The 20,230-nt window shown below is 60.6% G+C and carries 17 protein-coding genes and 2 tRNA genes; 10 read left to right on the forward strand and 9 right to left on the reverse strand.

Features of this window, described 5'->3' with window-relative positions; genetic code table 11:
* Positions 1 to 29: 29 nt before the first annotated feature.
* From G5306_RS11075 to G5306_RS11110, 8 genes are all read right to left on the reverse strand, one after another.
* Positions 30 to 506 (reverse strand): GNAT family N-acetyltransferase, encoded by a 477-nt coding sequence (locus tag G5306_RS11075; protein ID WP_266134593.1) that lies wholly within the window; start codon positions 504 to 506, stop codon positions 30 to 32.
* 112 nt (positions 507 to 618) lie between these two features.
* Positions 619 to 1,023 (reverse strand): nitrous oxide-stimulated promoter family protein, encoded by a 405-nt coding sequence (locus tag G5306_RS11080; RefSeq protein WP_216952788.1) that lies wholly within the window; start codon positions 1,021 to 1,023, stop codon positions 619 to 621.
* 87 nt (positions 1,024 to 1,110) lie between these two features.
* Positions 1,111 to 2,913 (reverse strand): aminopeptidase P family protein, encoded by a 1,803-nt coding sequence (locus G5306_RS11085; RefSeq protein ID WP_421312870.1) that lies wholly within the window; start codon positions 2,911 to 2,913, stop codon positions 1,111 to 1,113.
* A 33-nt stretch (positions 2,914 to 2,946) separates the two neighbouring features.
* Positions 2,947 to 3,612, reverse strand: coding sequence for a GntR family transcriptional regulator (locus G5306_RS11090; protein WP_005340138.1), 666 nt, complete (start codon positions 3,610 to 3,612; stop codon positions 2,947 to 2,949).
* Positions 3,613 to 3,805: 193 nt separating this feature from the next.
* Positions 3,806 to 5,431 (reverse strand): phosphoenolpyruvate carboxykinase (ATP), encoded by a 1,626-nt coding sequence (gene pckA, locus G5306_RS11095; RefSeq protein WP_005340139.1) that lies wholly within the window; start codon positions 5,429 to 5,431, stop codon positions 3,806 to 3,808.
* Between the two features lie 149 nt (positions 5,432 to 5,580).
* Positions 5,581 to 6,465 (reverse strand): Hsp33 family molecular chaperone HslO, encoded by an 885-nt coding sequence (hslO, locus tag G5306_RS11100; RefSeq protein ID WP_421312871.1) that lies wholly within the window; start codon positions 6,463 to 6,465, stop codon positions 5,581 to 5,583.
* Between the two features lie 77 nt (positions 6,466 to 6,542).
* Complete coding sequence (gene hslR, locus G5306_RS11105) at positions 6,543 to 6,941, reverse strand: ribosome-associated heat shock protein Hsp15 (RefSeq protein WP_005340141.1); 399 nt, start codon at positions 6,939 to 6,941, stop codon at positions 6,543 to 6,545.
* A gap of 256 nt (positions 6,942 to 7,197) precedes the next feature.
* Complete coding sequence (locus G5306_RS11110; RefSeq protein ID WP_005340143.1) at positions 7,198 to 7,578, reverse strand: hypothetical protein; 381 nt, start codon at positions 7,576 to 7,578, stop codon at positions 7,198 to 7,200.
* Between the two features lie 185 nt (positions 7,579 to 7,763).
* Between G5306_RS11110 and G5306_RS11115 the strand changes: the two genes are divergently transcribed.
* Together G5306_RS11115 and ydiK are read left to right on the forward strand one after the other, a co-directional pair.
* Positions 7,764 to 9,152, forward strand: a complete 1,389-nt coding sequence (locus G5306_RS11115; RefSeq protein ID WP_421312872.1) for a bifunctional NUDIX hydrolase/phosphatase PAP2 family protein — start codon at positions 7,764 to 7,766, stop codon at positions 9,150 to 9,152.
* Positions 9,149 to 10,240 (forward strand): AI-2E family transporter YdiK, encoded by a 1,092-nt coding sequence (ydiK, locus tag G5306_RS11120; protein WP_216952793.1) that lies wholly within the window; start codon positions 9,149 to 9,151, stop codon positions 10,238 to 10,240. Before G5306_RS11115 ends, ydiK begins: the two co-directional genes overlap by 4 nt.
* Positions 10,241 to 10,344: 104 nt before the next feature.
* On the opposite strand, the gene mutS is transcribed toward ydiK, so the two are convergent.
* A complete protein-coding gene (gene mutS / locus G5306_RS11125) occupies positions 10,345 to 12,936 on the reverse strand; it encodes a DNA mismatch repair protein MutS (protein WP_421312873.1) in 2,592 nt (863 codons plus the stop codon).
* Positions 12,937 to 13,186: 250 nt separating this feature from the next.
* Here mutS and pncC point away from each other — a divergent pair, with 250 nt between their 5' ends.
* The 8 genes from pncC to G5306_RS11165 all read left to right on the forward strand — a co-directional run bounded on the left by pncC (position 13,187) and on the right by G5306_RS11165 (position 20,230).
* Positions 13,187 to 13,678, forward strand: a complete 492-nt coding sequence (pncC, locus tag G5306_RS11130; protein WP_064338870.1) for a nicotinamide-nucleotide amidase — start codon at positions 13,187 to 13,189, stop codon at positions 13,676 to 13,678.
* A gap of 80 nt (positions 13,679 to 13,758) precedes the next feature.
* The gene (gene recA / locus G5306_RS11135) at positions 13,759 to 14,823 is read left to right on the forward strand and encodes a recombinase RecA (protein WP_040068994.1); all 1,065 of its coding nucleotides are present in this window, start codon (positions 13,759 to 13,761) and stop codon (positions 14,821 to 14,823) included.
* A 44-nt stretch (positions 14,824 to 14,867) separates the two neighbouring features.
* Positions 14,868 to 15,377 carry a regulatory protein RecX gene (locus G5306_RS11140; RefSeq protein WP_421312881.1) on the forward strand — a complete coding sequence of 170 codons (510 nt, stop codon included), beginning with the start codon at positions 14,868 to 14,870 and terminating at the stop codon, positions 15,375 to 15,377.
* Between the two features lie 295 nt (positions 15,378 to 15,672).
* A complete protein-coding gene (alaS, locus tag G5306_RS11145) occupies positions 15,673 to 18,297 on the forward strand; it encodes an alanine--tRNA ligase (RefSeq protein ID WP_421312874.1) in 2,625 nt (874 codons plus the stop codon).
* Between the two features lie 16 nt (positions 18,298 to 18,313).
* Complete coding sequence (locus G5306_RS11150) at positions 18,314 to 19,552, forward strand: aspartate kinase (protein WP_005336054.1); 1,239 nt, start codon at positions 18,314 to 18,316, stop codon at positions 19,550 to 19,552.
* A gap of 103 nt (positions 19,553 to 19,655) precedes the next feature.
* A complete protein-coding gene (gene csrA / locus G5306_RS11155) occupies positions 19,656 to 19,844 on the forward strand; it encodes a carbon storage regulator CsrA (RefSeq protein ID WP_005336053.1) in 189 nt (62 codons plus the stop codon).
* A gap of 213 nt (positions 19,845 to 20,057) precedes the next feature.
* Positions 20,058 to 20,150, forward strand: a tRNA-Ser gene (locus G5306_RS11160).
* A gap of 3 nt (positions 20,151 to 20,153) precedes the next feature.
* A tRNA-Arg gene (locus G5306_RS11165) sits at positions 20,154 to 20,230 on the forward strand.

The raw sequence follows: 20,230 nt of genomic DNA on the forward strand, positions 1-20,230 counted from the left end.
GTAACCAATTATGCGTTCTGTAACCGGTTTTATCCTTGAATCGCAGCTGTACTTGAGAGGGTTTTAACCAGCACAAGCCGATCCTCGCCGGGGCCGAAGTAGTCGGCGACCTCTTCAACCAGTTGATAGCCAAGACGGTAGTAGAGGCGCTGGGCCGGATTGGCCGGATCGACCGTGAGCCGCAGTTCGCTTATCTGCAGCGCCTGCTGGTTGGCCTCCATCTGGCGCATCATCCGCTCCGCGAGGCCGAAACCGCGCGCCTCGGGCAGCACCGCCAGCGAGAGCACCCAGCCTTGCGACCGCTCCTGACCAAAGCCACCCAGCACATAACCCACCAGTTGCCCCTCGTATTCGGCCACCAGCAACAACTCGGGCCATAAATCCATCGCCTGACGGAAGAAGAAGGCGGGATAGACATCTTCACCAAAGACTTTGGCATCGATCTGCCAGATGGCGTGCATGTCATTGTGGGTGGCGGTGCGTAGCAGGGGCGGGTTGTGGTGCATCAGGACTCCATCGGCAGCAAACGGATCGGCAACGCCGCTGACCTTGGGGCCAACGGCAGAAAAGGAGTCATAGGGTAGTGGTCATCCCCTGCCGGATGCAAGGGATTGGCGGTTATGGCGGCAGCGGTCTGCTGTGGGGCAGTTTGGGAGCCTTGCGCAAGCCGTCGAGCAGATGGCGGAGGGTGAGCCAGGGGTGGCGCAGCAACATGCGCGGGCCGCTCCACTTCATCACCTGCTGGATCTGTTTGCGCATCGCCGGTGCGTAGCAGTGGATATTGCAGTTGGCGCAGGTGGGTTTGTGGCCGTGGCCATAACGGCAGCGACGAAGGCGCTGATGGGCGAAATCCCGCAACTGGCGACAGTGGCGGCAATGGGGATCCTGATGATGGTGCTGGCAGTAGAGGCGGATCATGGCGCTGACCGTCTGCTGCTCGCGCATGAGTCTGGGATGGTCACTCGCCTTTTTGCTGGCTGCGGCGTGTGAGCCCCGGGCTGGGTGGGCATGATGACTTTTCATGGCCGCCATTCTCCTGACCTGCTCGCATGGGGTGTTGATACAGGTCAAAAGGGGGGATAAAAAACAGGGCCCGCAGGCCCTGTGTCATCAGATGAGGCTGGTTGCCTGCTCCAGCCAGGCGAGATCCTCGCCCTCGAGCAGCGGGCTCAGGCGGCGGAACACCTCGACGTGGTATTCGTTGATCCAGCGGAATTCGGCCGGGCTCAGCAGGCTGCGGTCGATCAGGCGGGTATCGAACGGCACGTAGGTCAGACGCTCGAAGCCCAGCATCGGCAGCTCGCCAACCTGTTCCAGCTCGGTCACGACTACCAGGTTCTCGCAACGGATGCCGAAGCCATCTTCACGGTAGTAGCCCGGCTCGTTGGAGAGCACCATGCCCGGTTGCAGGGCGACCATGCTCCCTTTCGGCGCGATGCGCTGGGGCCCTTCGTGGACACTCAGGAAGTGGCCGACGCCGTGGCCGGTGCCGTGGTCGTAGTTGTAACCGGCTTGCCACAGCGGCATGCGGGCCAGCACGTCGAGCTGGATACCGGCGGTGCCGCGGGGGAAGCGGGCCTGATCCAGCGCGATATGGCCCTGCAATACGCGGGTAAACATCGCTTTCTGCTCGTCGCTCACCTCACCCACCTTGATGGTGCGGGTGATGTCGGTGGTGCCATCCATGTATTGGCCACCGGAGTCCAGCAGATAGAGGCTGTCCTGACCAAACGCACGGGGAGTGCCGTTGGTGTGGTGGTAGTGGCACATGGCGGCGTTGGGGCCGAGTGCCGAGATGGTGTCGAAGCTCGGCTCGACGTAGTGCTCCTGCTCGCGGCGGAACGCTTCCACCTGATCGGCCAGGGTGCCTTCATCCACTCCCTCGAACTCGCCGGAGGCAACCAGCCGATCCAGCCAGGCGAGGAAGCGGGTCATGGCCACGCCATCGCGCAGGTGAGCGGCACGCATGCCGGTCAGCTCGATCTCGTTCTTGCACGCTTTCGGCAGCATGGTGGGGTCTTGCCCTGCCACCAGAATGGCGCCCGCCTCTTCCATGACGAGCTGGGTCCAGGCGTTGGCGCTGTCCGGATCGGCCAGCACCTTCTGCTGATCTTCACCGATGCGCTGCAACACGTCGCCCAGCTTGTCGATGGGGTAGACGGAGACATCCTGCCCCACGTGTTGGGTGAAGGCGAAGCAGTCAATTTTGTCGGTATCGACGAAGAAATCCATGCTGGTGTTGGCGTAGAGCACCGCAAAGCCCAGCACCACCGGCAGCCGGTCGATGTCGCGGCCGCGCAGGTTGAGCAGCCAGTTGATGGGCTCGGCCTGGGTCAGCAGCACGGCATCCAGCCCGCGCTTGCGCAGGTCGGCCGCCAGCTGTTCACGTTTGGACTGGCTGGACTGGCCCGCCAGCTCCTCGCTGTAGAGGATGACCGGGCTCTTGGTCGGCTCCGGGCGATCGCTCCAGTTCAGGTCGATGGGGTTCTGCTCGACGCGGATCAGCTCGATACCGCGGTCGGCCAGCATGGCCTTGGCATTCTTGTACCAGGTCAGGCTGTGCAGACGGGCATCGAAGCCAACCCGGGAGCCTGACGGCAGCTGCTCGGCCAGCCACTGCACATGGGGATTTTCAATGAGGTGGAGGAATTCGAACAGTTCGGCGGGGGTTTGCATCCGCGCCTGCACCGTATAGCGACCATCGACAAAGAGGGCTGCCCGCTGGGCCATGATGATGGCGACGCCGGCAGAGCCGTTGAAACCGGTGATCCAGTCAAGCCGCTCGGCGTAGGCGGGGATGTACTCGCCGAGGTGCTCATCATCGTGGGGGACGATAAAGGCGTCCAACTCCTGCATGGCCAGCTCGGCCCTGACTTGGGCGACGCGGGTTTCAATTATCTCGAAATTATTCATGTCGTTAGTGCCAGATGGTTGCTATATGAGTGTTCAGTTTTTATGGCCGCTGGCCAGGATCCGCTTGATCGACTGACCCGCCGCTTCGATATGCTGCCTGAGCAGCACCACCGCCTCGTGCTTGCGCCGGGCGCGGCACAGTTCCAGCAATTGGGCGTGTTCACGCTCCGCCTTGTCCACGCCGTCGCTGGCAAACAGCAGCTCGAAGCGGACATAGCGGTCACAGCTCAGATTGATCTGGGCGATCAGTTCAAGTGCCTGGGGGCGACCGGCTGCCTGATAGAGGGTGGCGTGAAAGCTGTGGTTCAACTCGGCCCAATGTTCGATCTGGGTGCCTGACTCCAGGGCGTGATCAAACTGGGCGAGGATCGCCTCCGCTTGCGCGAAGGTGGCTTCCGTCATCTTGTCGACGGCGTGAAACAGGGTATCGGCTTCCAGCAGCGCTCGCAAATAAAAGAGCTCTTCAATGGCCGAGGCGTCCAGCATGGTGACCACGGCGCCGCGATGGGCTTCGAACTTCACCAGCCCCTGCGCTTCCAGCTGCATCAGGGCTTCGCGCACCGGAATGCGGCTCACTGCCAGCTCTTTGGCAATGGCATCCTGACGCAAGGGGGCGCCAGCGGGGAACTCCCCACGGAGGATCCGGCCACGGAGGTTTTCCATCACCATCTGGGTTCGGGTCTTGTAGGGTGGGGTCATGGTCGGGTCACGATTGGGCGTTACAGAATTGTATATTGTATAAAGTTTGGCTGAATCTAACCTGTCACAACAGGCAAAGGCAAGGTTTTGGCCCCTTTAACGGGGGCGATGGCGGCGTTCGGGGCTCCACAAAAACAAAAATGCCGGTCAGCGTGGCTGACCGGCATGATGTCACTGATACGAAGCGAGCCTGTTACAGCTGCGGGCCTGCCGCAACCAGACGTTTGCCTTCATCGTTATCGGTGAAGCGCTCGAAGTTCTTGATGAAGCGCCCTGCCAGATCGACGGCCTTGGCATCCCACTCGGCCTTGTCGGCGTAAGTGTCGCGCGGGTCGAGGATCGCCGGGTTCACATCGTGCAGCGCGGTCGGGATCTCCAGATTGAAGATCGGCAGCACCTTGGTCTCGGCCTTCTCGATGGAGCCATCCAGGATGGCATCGATGATGGCGCGGGTATCCTTGATGGAGATGCGCTTGCCGGTGCCGTTCCAGCCGGTGTTGACCAGATAGGCCTCTGCACCTGCCGCTTCCATCCGTTTTACCAGCTCCTGACCGTACTTGGTCGGATGCAGGGAGAGGAAGGCTGCGCCGAAGCAGGAGGAGAAGGTCGGGGTCGGCTCTGTGATGCCGCGCTCGGTACCGGCCAGTTTGGCGGTGAAGCCAGACAGGAAGTGGTACTTGGTCTGCTCCTTGGTCAGCTTGGAGACCGGGGGCAGCACGCCGAAGGCGTCGGCAGTCAGGAAGATCACCTTGGTGGCGTGACCAGCCTTGGAGACCGGCTTGACGATGTTGTCGATGTGATAGATGGGGTAGGAAACGCGGGTGTTCTCGGTCTTGGAGCCATCATCGAAGTCGATGGTGCCATCGGCAGCAACGGTCACGTTCTCCAGCAGCGCATCGCGGCGGATGGCGTGGTAGATATCCGGCTCGGCCTCTTCGGAGAGCTTGATGGTCTTGGCGTAGCAGCCCCCTTCGAAGTTGAACACGCCGTGGTCATCCCAGCCGTGCTCGTCATCGCCGATCAGCTGGCGCTTCGGATCGGTGGATAGGGTGGTCTTGCCGGTGCCGGAGAGGCCGAAGAAGATGGCAACGTCGCCGTCCTGACCCACGTTGGCGGAACAGTGCATGGAGGCAATGCCGCGCAGGGGCAGGAAGTAGTTCATCATGGAGAACATGCCCTTCTTCATCTCGCCACCGTACCAGGTGCCACCGATGAGCTGCATTTTCTCGGTCATGTTGAAGGCAACAAAGTTCTCGGAGTTGAGACCCTGCTCCTTCCAGTTCGGGTTGGTGCACTTGGCACCGTTCATCACCACGAAGTCAGGCTTGAAGGTTTTCAGCTCTTCATCGCTCGGGCGGATGAACATGTTTTTCACGAAGTGTGCCTGCCAGGCTACCTCGGTGATGATGCGTACGGCCAGGCGGGTATCCGGGTTGGCACCGCAGAAACCGTCGACCACAAACAGGCGCTTGCCGGAGAGCTGTTTGGTGACCAGCCCTTTCAGATGTGACCACACTTCCGGGGTAATCGCTTTGTTATCGTTTTTACCCTGGTCAGACCACCACACAGTATCCTGGGTAGTGGCATCTTTGACGATATATTTATCTTTCGGGGAGCGACCGGTGAAGATACCGGTGTTTACGTTGACGGCGCCCAGCTCGGTCACCACACCGCGCTCGAACCCTTCCAGGTCAGGGCGTGTCTCTTCCGCGAAAAGCTGCTCGTAAGAGGGGTTGCGAACGATTTCTTGGCTGTTTTTGATGCCGTACTGGTCCAGTCCTAATTGTTGGGCCAGGGTGGGTTCTGCCACGATTGTCATTGTATTCTCCTGGGTTCAGAGGTTGGTAGGGTTCTATCTGACGTTCATCCTATCACTTAGGTGGTATAGTTTAGCGATCGCCATCAAACTTTATAAAATAGGGTATTTTTTTGTTATTAAAGTTAAAGGCGGGTTTTGCCCGCCTTTAATTAGTGTAACTTGTTTGCATCATTGCCGGGAGCCCTGCTGAACAGGGTTTCGACATCGATCCCATTAAATTGGTACTGGGCGCCGCAATAATCACAATGCATGTCGATCTTGCCGAGCTCCTGCACCATATCCATGACCTCTTCCTTTTCTATCTGCAGCAGGGCCCCTTCGCAGCGCTCACGGGAGCAGGTGCAGCGGAAGGAGACCGCTTGCGGATCGAACACCCGCACCTTGTCCTGATGGTAGAGACGGTAGAGGATCTCTTCCGCTTCCAGACCGAACAGCTCTTCATCCTTGATGGTGCTGGTGAGCTGGGTCAGGTGCTCGAAGTCGTTGCTGTGATCTTCGCTCTGGGCGGGCAGCTCCTGCAGCATGATGCCGGCAGCGCGGGGTTCCCCTTCATGGTAACCGGTACGGATCCACAGCTTGGTCGCCAGTTGTTCGGACTGGGCAAAGTAGTGCTCCAGACAGCCAGCCAGGGTGTCGGCCTCCAGCGCGATGATGCCCTGATAGCGTTCGCCCTGCTCCGGGGTGATGGTGATGACCAGCTGACCGTTGCCGATCAGGCTCTGCAGCTTGTCGTCGCTCGGCAGCTCGCCCTCATAGCGTGCCACGCCGCGCAACTGCTGGTTGTTGTCACCGTTGATCACGGCCAGACGCACCGGGCCATCGCCCTGCAGTTGCACAGTGATAGAGCCTTCAAACTTGAGGGTCGCGGTCAGCAGGCTGGTGGCGACCAGCAGCTCGCCCAGCAGCTTTTGCACCTGCACCGGGTAGTTCTGCGCTTCCACCACGTGGCGGTAGGTGTGATCCAGCTGGACCAGCTCGCCACGTACTTCGTACTCTTCAAACAGATAGCGATACAGCAGATCTTGGTTGCTCATCATGTATTCCTGGCTTTTCGGTGAGGTAAATCGGGCGGGCTGGGGTTGATGCCAGCCCGGTATCAAATCGGGGTCGGTCAGTACTGCTTGACCTTGAGCAACTGGCGTCGCTCCTGCTTGTCGGGGCGGCGCTCGGGGCTGGGGGCAAACTGGCTGTTGAAGCGGCGCGCCTCGCTGTTCTCGGCCCGTTTTTTCAGGCTCTCTGCGGTCTCTTCATAGAGCTGCTGGGCCAGCGGGGCCGATTTGCGCTGCTCGCTCAAGGCCAGCACCCGCACTTCGCGTTCGTCCTGCCCCTGCCAGAAGCGGATCAATGCCCCCACTTCCACCTGTTTGCCCGGTTTGCTGCGCTGACCATTGTAGTGCACCTTGCCCCCGTCTATCTGATCCCGCGCAATGGAGCGGGTCTTGTAGAAACGGGCCGCCCACAGCCACTTGTCGAGACGAACCTCGAGGGCACTTTCTGCATGATTGGGCATGAACAGGCTCCATAACGGGGAAAAGAGGTGGTCGATTATACCAGAGCACGGGGTCGGGATAGAAACCGGGCCGCCGCCGCGCGGGGCGCAAACCATTTCAAGGTGATGCAACATATGGGCAGTTTGCTGATTCACAAGGGAAAGCCGCTGCTTTATCGGGTATCCATGGGGGCTGGGAAGGGCCTTCATACCGCGCATATAAAGCTGCCGCCCCGGTTGGGGGCGGCAGCGTTCACATCCGTTGACCATGTCAGAGTCAGAAGTGATCGTGCTGATCCGGCTTCTTCTGGTCGTGGGGGCCTTCGCTGTGGGCGATGGCGGTGCGGATGAGATCAACCCCGGCGCGGATAATCAGCACCCCCATGTTGACCAGCTTGACGCAGACCCACATGAAGGTGATGAGCAGGATCAGCTTGAGCACGGTCTGGAACGCTTCCAGGAAGTTCTGCTCCAGCTGGGCGGTCAGGCCGTTGGCGCTGGTCATCAGCCAGGTGTAGACCTCGCGCACGAACGGGATGCGGCTTGGCATCTCCAGTACATCCAGTGCGGCAGGGAGCGCCTGGAAGATGACGATGCTGCCGAACAGGATCAAAATGACACCGATGGCGATGCCGAGGAAAAAGCCGAACTGTCTCATGGAGGGCTCCAGCGTTTGCTGCATGAAATTGAAGATAGCCGCCAATAGTAGGGAGTGCCCTGCTTCATCGCAATCTTCCGTGCACCGCCAGCGCGGCTGGAACGGCGGCAATCCGGCCGCTACCGTTGCCCAACTATCTGATTTCTGGGAGGCTTGTCGCCATTGTGCATAGGGAAAGCAAATTGATGTCGAGAACCCTCTTTTTACTGTTGCTGGCGCTGTTTGCCGCTCTGCCAGCCCTGAGTGCCGAACCGGCGGCTCCCTCGGCGGCGGCCTGCGCCATCCGCCATCAGGATCAACTGCTGCTGGTGCAGGATCGCATCTCCTCCCGCTACAGCTTGAGTGGTGGTTACATAGATGGCGACGAGCGCCCCGAGCAGGCGGCGCTGCGCGAACTCTATGAAGAGACCGGCTTGCGGGGGGGGGTTGTGCAGGAGCTGGGTCGCTGGCAGCGGGCGGTTATCTTCGCTTGTCGCACTCTGGAACCGATTGTCGCGCAGCAAGGCGCCGCGTTTGTCTCCATCCTGAAGGCCTCCAATCTGGGTGGCGAGATCCTTAACGCCCGGCTGATCGCCATCGACCAGCTCCCCCGCGAGCAGCGCCGCTTCCCGGATCAGCTCGACTGGCTGCAAGCCAGGCTTGATCAGGTGCCGGAGAGCGAGGTGCGCTGGCAGGCCGATTTCGTGATGCAGGGCAATGCGCTGCATCAGGCCGAGATCCCGCTGATGCTGCACATGCAACAGTGGCTGGGGCCCGATGTCTGGTGGCTGTCGGTCAGCAATCTGTTTGGTTCAGGCGGCTTTCAGCTTGCCCTGATACCTTTGCTGCTCCCGCTGCTGGGGTGGCCGCGGCTGCGTCAGCTGCTGTTCGCCATGCTCTGGCTTGGGCTGCTGGTGCAGGCGAGCAAGGAGGGGATCGGCTGGCCGCGCCCCTTCCATCTGCAACCTGAACTGGCGACTCACAGTGCCCAGGGCTTTGGCATGCCGAGCGGTCACACCGCCTCGGCCCTGCTGTTCTGGGGCGCGCTGCTTGGCTGGCTCTGGCCTGCCCGGCGCGGGCTGGCCTACTCGCTGGCGCTGCTGCTGGCCCTTACCACCGGTCTGGCGCGGGTCTGGCTTGGGGCACACTTTATCTCTGACGTAGTGGCGGGGCTGCTGATGGGCGCCATACTGCTGGCTGCTCGTCCCTGCTGGCGTACGGATGGGCTTGTGGCAGGCTGGTTGCTGCTGATTGCCGCGGCGCTGGCGCTCGGGGGACTGACCCAATCGGCCCATCTGACCGGTATCGGGCTGGTAGCGCTGGGCCTCTGGCTCGGGGGAAATGCGGCCCTCGTTCGAGCTGGTTATCCCCCGCTGCTTACAGGGGGCGTTGTGCTGGCGGGCTGCTTGCTGATCGGTGCCGGCCTGTGGCTGTTGCCGCTGCTGACCAGTAGCTCGTTGATCATACTGCTTGGACAGTTTGTGCTCTTTTTCGGGCTGGGGCTCTGGTTGAGCGTCGGCCTCTGGTGGATACTCTCTCTCTTGAAACAAGACTCACGACCCAGGGGCGGACGCCCTGCAAGGGGAACTCTATGAATATGAAAAAAGTGGATTTGGCCAAGATAACCTTGGGGGTGCTGTTTCTCAGCCTCCTGATCATCTCCTGCTTTATGGTGCTGCGCCCCTTCCTGCCCGCACTGGTGTGGGCCACCATGATCACCATCGCTACCTGGCCACTGATGTTGATGGTGCAGCGGTTGCTGTGGGGCAAGCGTGCGCTGGCCGCTCTCTTTATGAGCCTGGTGCTATTGCTGATGTTTGTCATTCCGCTCTTTATGACACTGGCCAATGTGGCGGAGAAAGCCCCCATGCTGATCGAACTGGGGACCAATATCAGCCAGTCGCCTCCGCCCGAGCTGCTCTGGTTGCAGCAGATCCCGCTGGTGGGCGGCAAGCTCTATGACTTCTGGCAGCAAATTCTGGCGAGCGGTGGTCAGGTGCTGTTTGCCAAGCTGGCGCCCTACTTCGGTCAGACGGCGCGCTGGCTGGCTGCTCAGGCCGGTAATCTGGGCATGCTGCTGGTCCACTTCCTGCTGACGGTCGGTATCTGTGGTCTGCTCTATCACTCCGGTGAAGTGGTGGCGACCGGCATTCGCCGCTTTGCCCACCGGCTGGCCGGGGATCGCGGTGACAATGCGACCGTGCTGGCTTCCCAGGCGATCCGCGCCGTGGCCATGGGGGTGGTGGTTACTGCGCTGGTGCAATCCTCGGTGGCCGGGGTGGGGCTGTGGATCGCTGGCATCCCCTACACCATGGTTCTGGTGGTGGTAATGTTCCTGCTCATCGTCGCCCAGATAGGTCCCTTTCCGGTGCTGATCTCCTGTGTCGGTTATCTCTACTGGAGCGGTGATACTACCTGGGGCACCTTCCTGCTGGTCTGGTCGCTGATCGCCGGCACAATGGACAACTTCCTGCGTCCCTTCCTGATCAAACGCGGTGCCAATCTGCCCCTCATTCTCATTCTGGTGGGGGTTATCGGCGGCCTGCTGGCGATGGGGATCATCGGTCTGTTTATCGGCCCCGTGGTGCTGGCTGTGGCTTATACCTTGCTGGATGCCTGGATCAAGGAGGGTGACCACCAGTCAGAGGCGACCCATATCGCGGCAGCGCCCAGTATAGATTGACGGTTCTATAAAAAGACTATGCAAAGAGCCGCCCGATGGGCGGCTCTTTTGTTGATGATGACAGCGTCAGGCCAGTTGTTTCATACCTGAGCCGCAGCGGTTGTTCACAGCATCTGCTTGAGGCGATAGAGCAGGTCCAGTGCCTGGCGCGGGGTGAGCTCGTCCGGGCGCACTGCTTCCAGCTCTTCCACCACCGGATGAGGCTGCGGGGCGAGGGTCACCGGAGCCGGGCGGCTTTCACCGGCGGCGGCCGGAGTGGCGCTCTCCAGCTCATGCAGTTTGTGACGGGCCTGCTGGATCACCGATTTGGGTACCCCCGCCAGTGCCGCTACTTGCAGGCCGTAGGAGCGGCTGGCCGCGCCTTCCTGCACCGCGTGCATAAAGGCGATGGTGTCGCCGTGTTCCACCGCATCGAGATGGACGTTGGCCAGCCCGCTCATCAGCTCCGGCAAGCGGGTCAGCTCGAAGTAGTGGGTGGCAAACAGGGTGTAGGCGCCAATCTTGCTCGCCAGCTGTTCGGCACAGGCCCACGCCAGCGAGAGGCCGTCGTAGGTGCTGGTGCCGCGGCCAATCTCGTCCATCAGCACCAGACTGCGGGCGGTGGCGTTGTTGAGGATATTGGCGGTCTCGGTCATCTCCACCATAAAGGTGGATCTTCCCGATGCCAGATCATCCGACGCTCCGATGCGGGTGAAGATGCGGTCGATGGGGCCGATGCGGGCGTTGTCGGCGGGCACGAAGGCACCGATATGAGCCAGCAGCACGATGAGCGCGGTCTGGCGCATATAGGTCGATTTACCGCCCATGTTGGGGCCTGTGATGATCAGCATCCGCCGCTCCCGCTCCAGCCGGATAGGGTTGGCGATAAAGGGATCTGTCATCACCTGCTCAACCACCGGATGGCGGCCCGCCTCGATGATGATCTGATCTTCGTCGATGAGGGTCGGGCAGCGATAGTCGAGGGTCTCGGCCCGCTCGGCCAGATTGGCCAGCACGTCCAGCTCCGCCAGTGCGGCGGCGGAATCCTGCAGATCGCCGAGGTGGGGCAGCAGAGTATCGAGCAGCTCTTCGTAAAGCCGTTTCTCCAGCGCCAGCGCCTGGGACTGGGCGGTGAGCACCTTGTCCTCGTACTTCTTCAGCTCATCGATGATGTAGCGTTCGTTGTTCTTGAGGGTCTGGCGGCGGATGTAGTGGGCCGGCACCAGATGGCTGTTGGCGCGGCTCACCTCGATATAGAAGCCGTGCACCTTGTTGTAACCCACCTTGAGGGTGTTGATGCCGGTCAGCAGCTTCTCCCGCTCCTCGATGCGGGCGAGGCTGGCGGTAGCGCCGTTGGCAAGATCCCGCAGCTCGTCCAGCTCCTGATTGAAGCCGTCACGGATAACACCGCCATCGCGGATCAGCACCGGCGGCACCTCCATCACCGCGCGTTCCAGCAGGTCGAGCAGCTCGGGGAAGGTGCTGGCCCGCTCGGCCAGCTGTTGCACCGCTTCGTGTTCGTTGTCCGCCAGCAGGCGCTGTAGCTCGGGCAGCTGGGCAAAAGCCTGCCGCAGCCGGGTGAGGTCGCGCGGGCGGGCCGAGCGCAGGGCGAGACGGGCCAGTACCCGTTCTACATCGCCGACTTGGCGAAGCAGACCGCCCAGCTCGTCGTAGAGGTTCTGCTCGATAAGCGTATGGATGGTGCTCTGGCGACCTTTCAGGATCACCCGATCGCGGATCGGCTGGTGGATCCAGCGCTTGAGCAGCCGGCTGCCCATGGGAGTGGCGGTGCGATCCAGCACCTCGGCCAGGGTATTTTCATAGCCACCGGCCAGATTCTGGGTCAGCTCCAGATTGCGGCGGGTGGCGGCATCCATGATGACCGCATGATCCGGCTGTTCAAGGCGTACGTTGCGGATGTGGGGCAGGGCGGTGCGCTGGGTATCCTTGACGTACTGCATCAGGCAGCCAGCGGCGCACAGGGCGGTCTCGCTTTTGTCGACGCCAAATCCCACCAGATCCTGGGTGCCGAACTGCTGGCAGAGCAGCTTGCGTGCGGTGCCCAGCTCAAACTCCCACTCCGGGCGACGACGCAGGCCGCGGCGACCCTCGATATGGTGCAGGAACTCGAAGGATTCCGGGTAGAGCAGCTCGGCCGGATTGGTGCGCTGCAGCTCAGCCAGCAGGGTCTCTTCTTTCTCGAACTGGTTGATGAAGAAGCGGCCGGAGCCGATGTCCATGGTGCCATAGCCGAAGCGGCGGCCATCGTGATAGACGGCGGCGATCAGGTTGTCCTGTCGCTCGCTGAGCAAAGCCTCGTCGGAGACGGTCCCCGGGGTGATGATGCGAATAACCTTGCGTTCCACCGGCCCCTTGCTGGTGGCGGGATCCCCCACCTGTTCGCAGATGGCGGCCGACTCGCCGAGCTGTACCAGCTTGGCCAGATAACCCTCGATGGCGTGATAGGGCACCCCCGCCATCGGGATGGGGCTGCCCGCCGACTGGCCACGTTTGGTCAGGGAGATATCGAGCAGTTGGGAGGCCTTGCGGGCATCGTCATAGAACAGCTCGTAGAAGTCGCCCATCCGGTAGAACAGCAGGATCTCCGGGTTCTCGGCCTTGAGGCCAAGGTACTGCTGCATCATGGGCGTGTGGGCGCTCAGATTGGCGCCGGGAGCGGAGCTTGTGGCGCCGCTGGCTTGGTGTTGTGCGGTCATGTTCTGTTCCAGAAGGGGCCTCTGCGGGCCAGTGTCTGCGGTGATGAGCCTTGAGCTTGATGACGCCATTCTACACATAAGCGCCGCGGCGGGGGAGCGGGTGTTCCGGGCGCAGCTGCTCTGCGCTATTGAAGGCATGACGCCGGTGCGGCACCTCACATTGCGGCAGGCAAGGGCGGTCTGCCGTGGTTGCGGGCGGCGCTAGCGGGATCGCATAATGTGCCTCTTGAGCGGATCAGAAGGAGTCGTGATGAAACTGGATGCAGAGATAGAGCACCTTGCCATCGAGCTGGGACGGGCCCTCGGTCAGCGGGGCTGGCTGGCTGCGACCGCCGAATCCTGTACCGGCGGCGGGGTGGCTACGGCTATTACCGACATCGCAGGTAGCTCCGGCTGGTTCGATCGTGGTTTTGTCACCTACACCAACGAGGCCAAGCAGCAGATGTTGGGGGTGAGCAGCGAGAGCCTGGATCAGCACGGTGCAGTGAGCGAGGCTGTGGTGCTGGAGATGGCCCGCGGCGCGCTGGCTCACTCGTCTGCCTCCATCAGCGTTGCTATCAGCGGCATCGCCGGCCCCGGCGGTGCCACCGAGGGCAAGCCGGTCGGCACCGTCTGGTTCGCCTGGGCCGACCGCAACGGTCGTCACCACTCCCTGCTCGCCCGCTTCGACGGGGATCGCCGACAGGTGCGCCAGCAGGCGGTGAGACAGGCCTTGTCGGGTCTGTTGGCCCTGCTCAGATAAATTGGGCTTGATACTGTATGAATAGACAGTATACTTAGCCCAACTTCACTTCTTACTCACGATTTCCAGCGGAGATTGGCATGGATCAGAACAAACAGAAGGCACTGGCGGCTGCGCTGGGTCAGATTGAAAAGCAGTTCGGCAAAGGTTCCATCATGCGTCTGGGCGACAGCAAGACCATGGATATCGAAGCCATCTCCACCGGTTCCCTCTCGCTGGACGTGGCGCTGGGCATTGGCGGTCTGCCGTGTGGCCGTATCGTCGAAATCTACGGCCCGGAATCTTCCGGTAAAACCACACTCACCCTGCAGGTGATCGCGGAAGCCCAGAAGAAGGGCAAAACCTGTGCCTTCGTCGATGCGGAACACGCCCTCGACCCTATCTATGCTGCCAAGCTGGGCGTCAACGTCGACGACTTGCTCATCTCTCAGCCGGATACCGGTGAACAGGCGCTGGAGATCTGCGACATGCTGGTTCGCTCCAATGCGGTTGACGTTATCATCGTCGACTCCGTGGCGGCCCTGACCCCGAAAGCGGAAATCGAAGGGGAGATGGGTGACTCCCACGTTGGTCTGCAGGCCCGTCTGATGTCCCAGGCGCTGCGCAAACTGACCGCCAACATCAAGAACGCCAACTGCCTGTGCATCTTCATCAACCAGATCCGGATGAAGATCGGCGTCATGTTCGGTAGCCCGGAGACCACCACAGGTGGTAACGCGCTCAAGTTCTACGCCTCCGTGCGTCTGGATATCCGTCGTATCGGCGCCATCAAGGAAGGCGACGAAGTGGTCGGTAACGAGACCCGCGTCAAAGTGGTCAAGAACAAGGTGGCCCCGCCCTTCAAGCAGGCTGAATTCCAGATCTTCTACGGTGCCGGTATCTCCAAAGAGGGCGAGCTGGTGGATCTCGGTGTCAAGCACAAGCTGATCGACAAGGCCGGCGCCTGGTACAGCTACAACGGCGAGAAGATCGGTCAGGGCAAGGCCAACGTGATGAAGCTGTTCGCCGAGAACAAGGTGATGGCTGGTGAAGTGGAGGCTCGTCTGCGCGAGCTGCTGCTCTCCGGTGCCGTGCCAGTCGATGACAAGGCTGCACCGGTTGAGGCAGAAGAGTTCGATGCCGAAAGCGAACAAGAGTTCGAATAAGGAACAAAGGAAGGCCGGGTAGATACCCGGCCTTGTTATTTATGATGGTTGATGAATCCGTTACCGAATCGCTCGAGCCTGCCGAACCGACCTTTGCCGAGCAGCTGGCCGCTGCCCGTGCTTATGCCATGCGCAGTCTGGCCCGTCGCGAGAGTGCCGAGTCAGAGCTGGCCAACCGGCTGCGCCAGCAGGGCTTCAATGAAGAGGTGATCGAGGCGGTGGTCGACTACTGCCGCGGTTACAACTGGGTCAATGACGAACGTTACGGCGGTATGGCTGTACGGGCCGGTGCCGCCAAGGGCCATGGCCCCATCAAGATCCGTTTCGATCTGCGCCGCAAGGGGCTCGACGATATGCAGATTGATGCCGCATTCGATCAGCCGGAGCTGGACTGGTTCGAACTGGCGTTTGCCCTGCTCGAACGGCGCGCCCGGGTGGCCGATCTGGCCGATTTCAAGCTGCGAATGAAGTGGCTCAAATATCTGCTGGGGCGCGGCTTTACCCAGGATCAGGCACATTACGCTATCTCTGCCCTGCAGGAGCGGGAAGAGTAACGCCACTGCGTGGCAACAGTCGTTTCAGCTCTCCTTTTTGTATGTTTTTCCTGCCGGCTCAGTAGCTTGCGCGCACAATCCCGAAAAAGCAGCCTTTTGTTCATCTCATCTCTCTTTATGCGCTGCTTTTTTGCCTCTCGACAGTGAAAAAAGCCACTGTGAGCAGTGGCGCTCTTTTCTGGCCCGTTTATGTGCGCTTTTTCGCCCGTGGCGGCCCTGTCCGTTTTACTTTACCCCGCAGAAAACTTACATTAATGCGGTTAAAAGTCCGTATTCGAATCAAGCAGGATTTTCCATGTATATGTCCACGTCAGAGATTCGCGCTGCGTTTCTCGAGTATTTCCGTTCCCAGGGGCACCAGGTTGTCTCCTCCAGCTCGCTGGTACCGCATAACGACCCGACCCTGTTGTTTACCAACGCGGGTATGAACCAGTTCAAGGACGTGTTCCTTGGCGCAGACAAGCGTGCCTACAATCGCGCGACGACTTCCCAGCGTTGCGTGCGTGCCGGTGGTAAGCACAACGATCTGGAAAACGTCGGCTATACCGCTCGTCACCACACCTTCTTCGAAATGCTGGGCAACTTCAGCTTCGGCGACTACTTCAAACAGGATGCCATCAAGTTTGCATGGGGTTTCCTGACCGAGGTGCTGCAGCTGCCGAAAGAGCGCCTGCTGGTGACCGTCTACGCGACTGACGATGAAGCTTTCGACATCTGGGAAAAAGAGGTCGGTGTGCCGGCCGATCGCATCGTACGCATCGGTGACAACAAGGGGGCACCGTACGCTTCCGACAACTTCTGGGCGATGGGCGATACCGGTCCGTGCGGTCCCTGCACCGAGATCTTCTACGACCACGGCGATCACATCTGGGGTGGCCGTCCCGGCTCACCGGAAGAGGATGGCGACCGTTTCATCGAGATCTGGAACGTGGTGTTCATGCAGTTCAACCGTCAGGCTGACGGCACCATGGAGCCGCTGCCCCGTCCGTCCGTGGATACCGGCATGGGTCTGGAGCGTATCTCCGCCATCATGCAGGGTGTCCACTCCAACTATGAAATCGACATCTTCCAGGCGCTGATCAAGAAAGCGGCCGAGATTGTCGGCACCACCGATCTGAGCAACCAGTCCCTGCGCGTCATCGCTGACCACATCCGCTCCTGCGCCTTCCTAGTGGCAGATGGCGTGATGCCGTCCAACGAAGGTCGTGGCTATGTGTTGCGTCGCATCATCCGCCGCGCCGTGCGTCACGGTCGCAAGCTGGGCGCTACCGATGTCTTCTTCTACAAACTGGCTGCCGAGCTGGCGGTGCAGATGAAAGACGTCGCTGCCGAGCTGATCGCCCAGCTGCCGCTGGTCGAGCGCGTGCTGCGCATCGAAGAGGAGCAGTTCGTCCGCACTCTGGATCGCGGTCTGCTGCTGCTGGAAGACGCTCTGGCCAACCTGGGCGATGCCAAGGTTATTCCGGGCGAAGTGGTGTTCAAGCTCTATGACACTTACGGCTTCCCAGCCGACCTGACTGCCGACGTGGTGCGCGAGCGCGAGATCGGCATCGACGAAGAGGGCTTCAAGGCCGAGATGGAGAAGCAGCGTGCTCGCGCCAAAGAGGCCTCCAGCTTCGGCGTGAACTACAACGAGATGCTCAAGCTCGACTTCGAGACCCCCTTCACCGGTTACAAGACCCTGACCGAGCGCACTCGCGTGGTCGGTATCTACAAGGGTGTGGAAGAGGTGAGCGGTCTTATCGCCGGTGACGAAGCGGTCATCGTGCTGGAAGAAACCCCCTTCTACGCCGAATCCGGCGGCCAGATTGGCGACAGCGGTACCCTGAAAGTGGACGACGGCATCTTCGCCGTGACCGATACCGTCAAAGCTGGCAAGGCGATCATCCACAAGGGTTATATGGAGCTGGGCACCCTGGAGAAGGGCGCCGAAGTGGAAGCCGTGGTTGATGGCGATCGTCGCCAGGCCATCGCCCTGAACCACTCCGTGACTCACCTGCTGCACGCTGCCCTGCGTCAGGCACTGGGCGAGCATGTCACCCAGAAAGGTTCTCTGGTTGGTGCGGAGCGCATGCGCTTCGACTTCTCCCACTTCGAGGGGTTGACCATGGCGACCATTCGCCGGGTCGAGGAGCTGGTCAACAACCAGATCCGCGCCAACCACGAAATCACCACCCAGCTGATGGATCTGGAAGCGGCCAAGTCCGCCGGTGCCATGGCGCTGTTTGGTGAAAAATATGAAGACGACGTGCGCGTGGTGCGCATGGGCGACTACTCCACCGAGCTGTGCGGCGGTACTCACGCCAAGCGCACCGGTGATATCGGCTTCTTCAAGATCATCGCCGAGAGCGGTATCGCAGCTGGCGTGCGCCGTATCGAAGCGGTGACCGGCAAAGCGGCCATCGACTTCATGCATCAGGTCGGCGAGCAGATCGAAGAGGCTGCCGCACTGGTGAAAGGTGATCAGTTCTGCATCGCCGACAAGGTTCGCCAGATGCTGGACAAGGCCAAGATGATGGAGCGCGAGCTGGAGCAGCTCAAGGCCAAGCTGGCTGCTCAGGCCGGTAACGACCTGCTGGGTCAGGTGATCGAGATCAACGGTCAGAAGGTGCTGGTTGCAGCGCTGGAAGGGGCCGATCCGAAATCCCTGCGCGGCATGCTGGACGAGCTGAAGAACCAGATGAAGTCCGGTGTTGTGCTGCTGGCCACCTGTGCCGATGGCAAGGTCAACCTGATCGCGGGCGTCACCAACGACCTGACCGGCAAGGTCAAGGCCGGTGAGCTGGTCAATCTGGTTGCCCAGCAGGTGGGTGGCAAGGGCGGTGGCCGTCCGGACATGGCACAGGCGGGTGGCACCCAGCCTGAGGCGGTGCCGGCAGCACTGCAATCCGTTCACTCCTGGCTGGAAGAGCGCCTGTAATTGGGCGAGGTGATCTGTGGCACTCTATGTACAGAAGTACGGCGGCACCTCGGTCGGCACACTGGAGCGGATCGAGGCGGTAGCTGAGCGGGTCGAGCAGACCCGCGCCCAGGGACACGACGTGGTGGTGGTTGTCTCCGCCATGTCGGGCGAAACCAACCGGCTGCTGGGCATGGCCCAGCAGCTGGATCCTGATGCCAACCGGCGGGAGATGGATGTACTGGTCTCCACCGGTGAGCAGGTCACCATAGCGCTGCTGGCCATCGCGTTGAACAAACGCGGTTGTCCTGCGGTCTCGATGACCGGTGATCAGGTACGGATTCACACCGATTCCGCCTATGGCAAGGCGCGCATCACCCACATCGACACTGAGCTGGTTCATGCCGAACTGGCTGCGGGCAAGGTGGTGGTGATCGCCGGTTTCCAGGGCCGTGACGAGCATAACGCCATCACGACTCTGGGCCGCGGCGGTTCGGATACCACGGCGGTTGCCGTGGCGGCGGCCATCAAGGCCGATGAGTGCCAGATCTTTACCGATGTGGATGGGGTATACACCACGGATCCGCGCATCGAACCCAAGGCGCGTCGTCTCGACACCATCACCTTCGAGGAGATGCTGGAGATGGCCAGTCTCGGCGCCAAGGTTCTGCAGATCCGTTCGGTGGAGTTCGCGGGCAAGTACCGCGTCCCGCTGCGGGTGCTGTCGAGCTTTATCGATGGAGAGGGAACCTTAATCACATATGGAGGTGATAGGATGGAAGCTCCCCTGGTATCCGGGATCGCTTTTAACCGCAACGAGGCCAGCCTGACCATTCTGGGCGTGCCGGACAGACCAACCGTTGCCGCGCAGATCCTGAATCCGATCAGCGACGCCAACATTGATGTCGACATGATTGTGCAGAACACCCTGGGAGATGGCACCGCCGACTTCACCTTCACGGTGAATCGTGACGACTATCGCCGCGCCCGGGCACTGCTGGAGGAGACCGCCACCGAACTTGGCGCCTCCTGCGTGCAGGGAAATGGCGAAATTGCCAAGGTTTCCATTGTCGGTGTCGGCATGTGGAACCATCCCGGTGTTGCGCGCACCATGTTCAAGGTATTGGGCGAGGAGGGGATCAACATGCAGTTGATCTCGACCTCTGAAATCAAAATCTCTGTGGTGATTGACGAGAAGTATCTGGAGTTGGCGGTGCGAGCCCTGCACGCGGCTTTCGGGTTGGATCAGGCACCGCAAGAGCAGCCCTTGGGCTAACAATCTCTGATTGATTTAGTTTCAACCATTTACCATATCGGTATCTTTGTTAGATAATGTCGCATATCGATATAAAAACAAAACAGGATACAGGAGCAAGCGAATGCTTATTTTGACTCGTCGTGTTGGGGAAACCCTGATGATTGGTGATGAAGTAACTGTCACCGTACTGGGCGTTAAAGGCAACCAGGTCCGTATCGGTGTTAACGCGCCGAAAGAGGTCTCCGTACACCGCGAAGAGATCTACCAGCGCATCCAGGCCGAGAAAGTTCCGGGCCAACCGGGCTTCTAAGCCACTTTCATGGCTGTGACAAGGCGACACCTCATGTGTCGCCTTTTGTTTTTCCGGCCCCCTGAAATTGCCCTGCAGGGCGCGAAACTGCGGGATAAGTGCCGATATTGTTTGAATATTCCACGCTTTGACCAAATGCTGAGCGAACGCACTTTTTTCTCCAAAAAAGTGTTTGACTAAAAATCCCTGTGAAGTATTATCAGCCCCGCAAACGGAGAGGTGGCCGAGAGGCTGAAGGCGCTCCCCTGCTAAGGGAGTATGCGGCTTATACCCGCATCGGGGGTTCGAATCCCCCCTTCTCCGCCATTTGCGCCCGTAGCTCAGCTGGATAGAGTACCTGGCTACGAACCAGGTGGTCAGAGGTTCGAATCCTCTCGGGCGCACCA

This window comes from Aeromonas sp. 603404 (assembly GCF_049171775.1).
GTDB classification, from domain to species: domain Bacteria; phylum Pseudomonadota; class Gammaproteobacteria; order Enterobacterales; family Aeromonadaceae; genus Aeromonas; species Aeromonas veronii_A.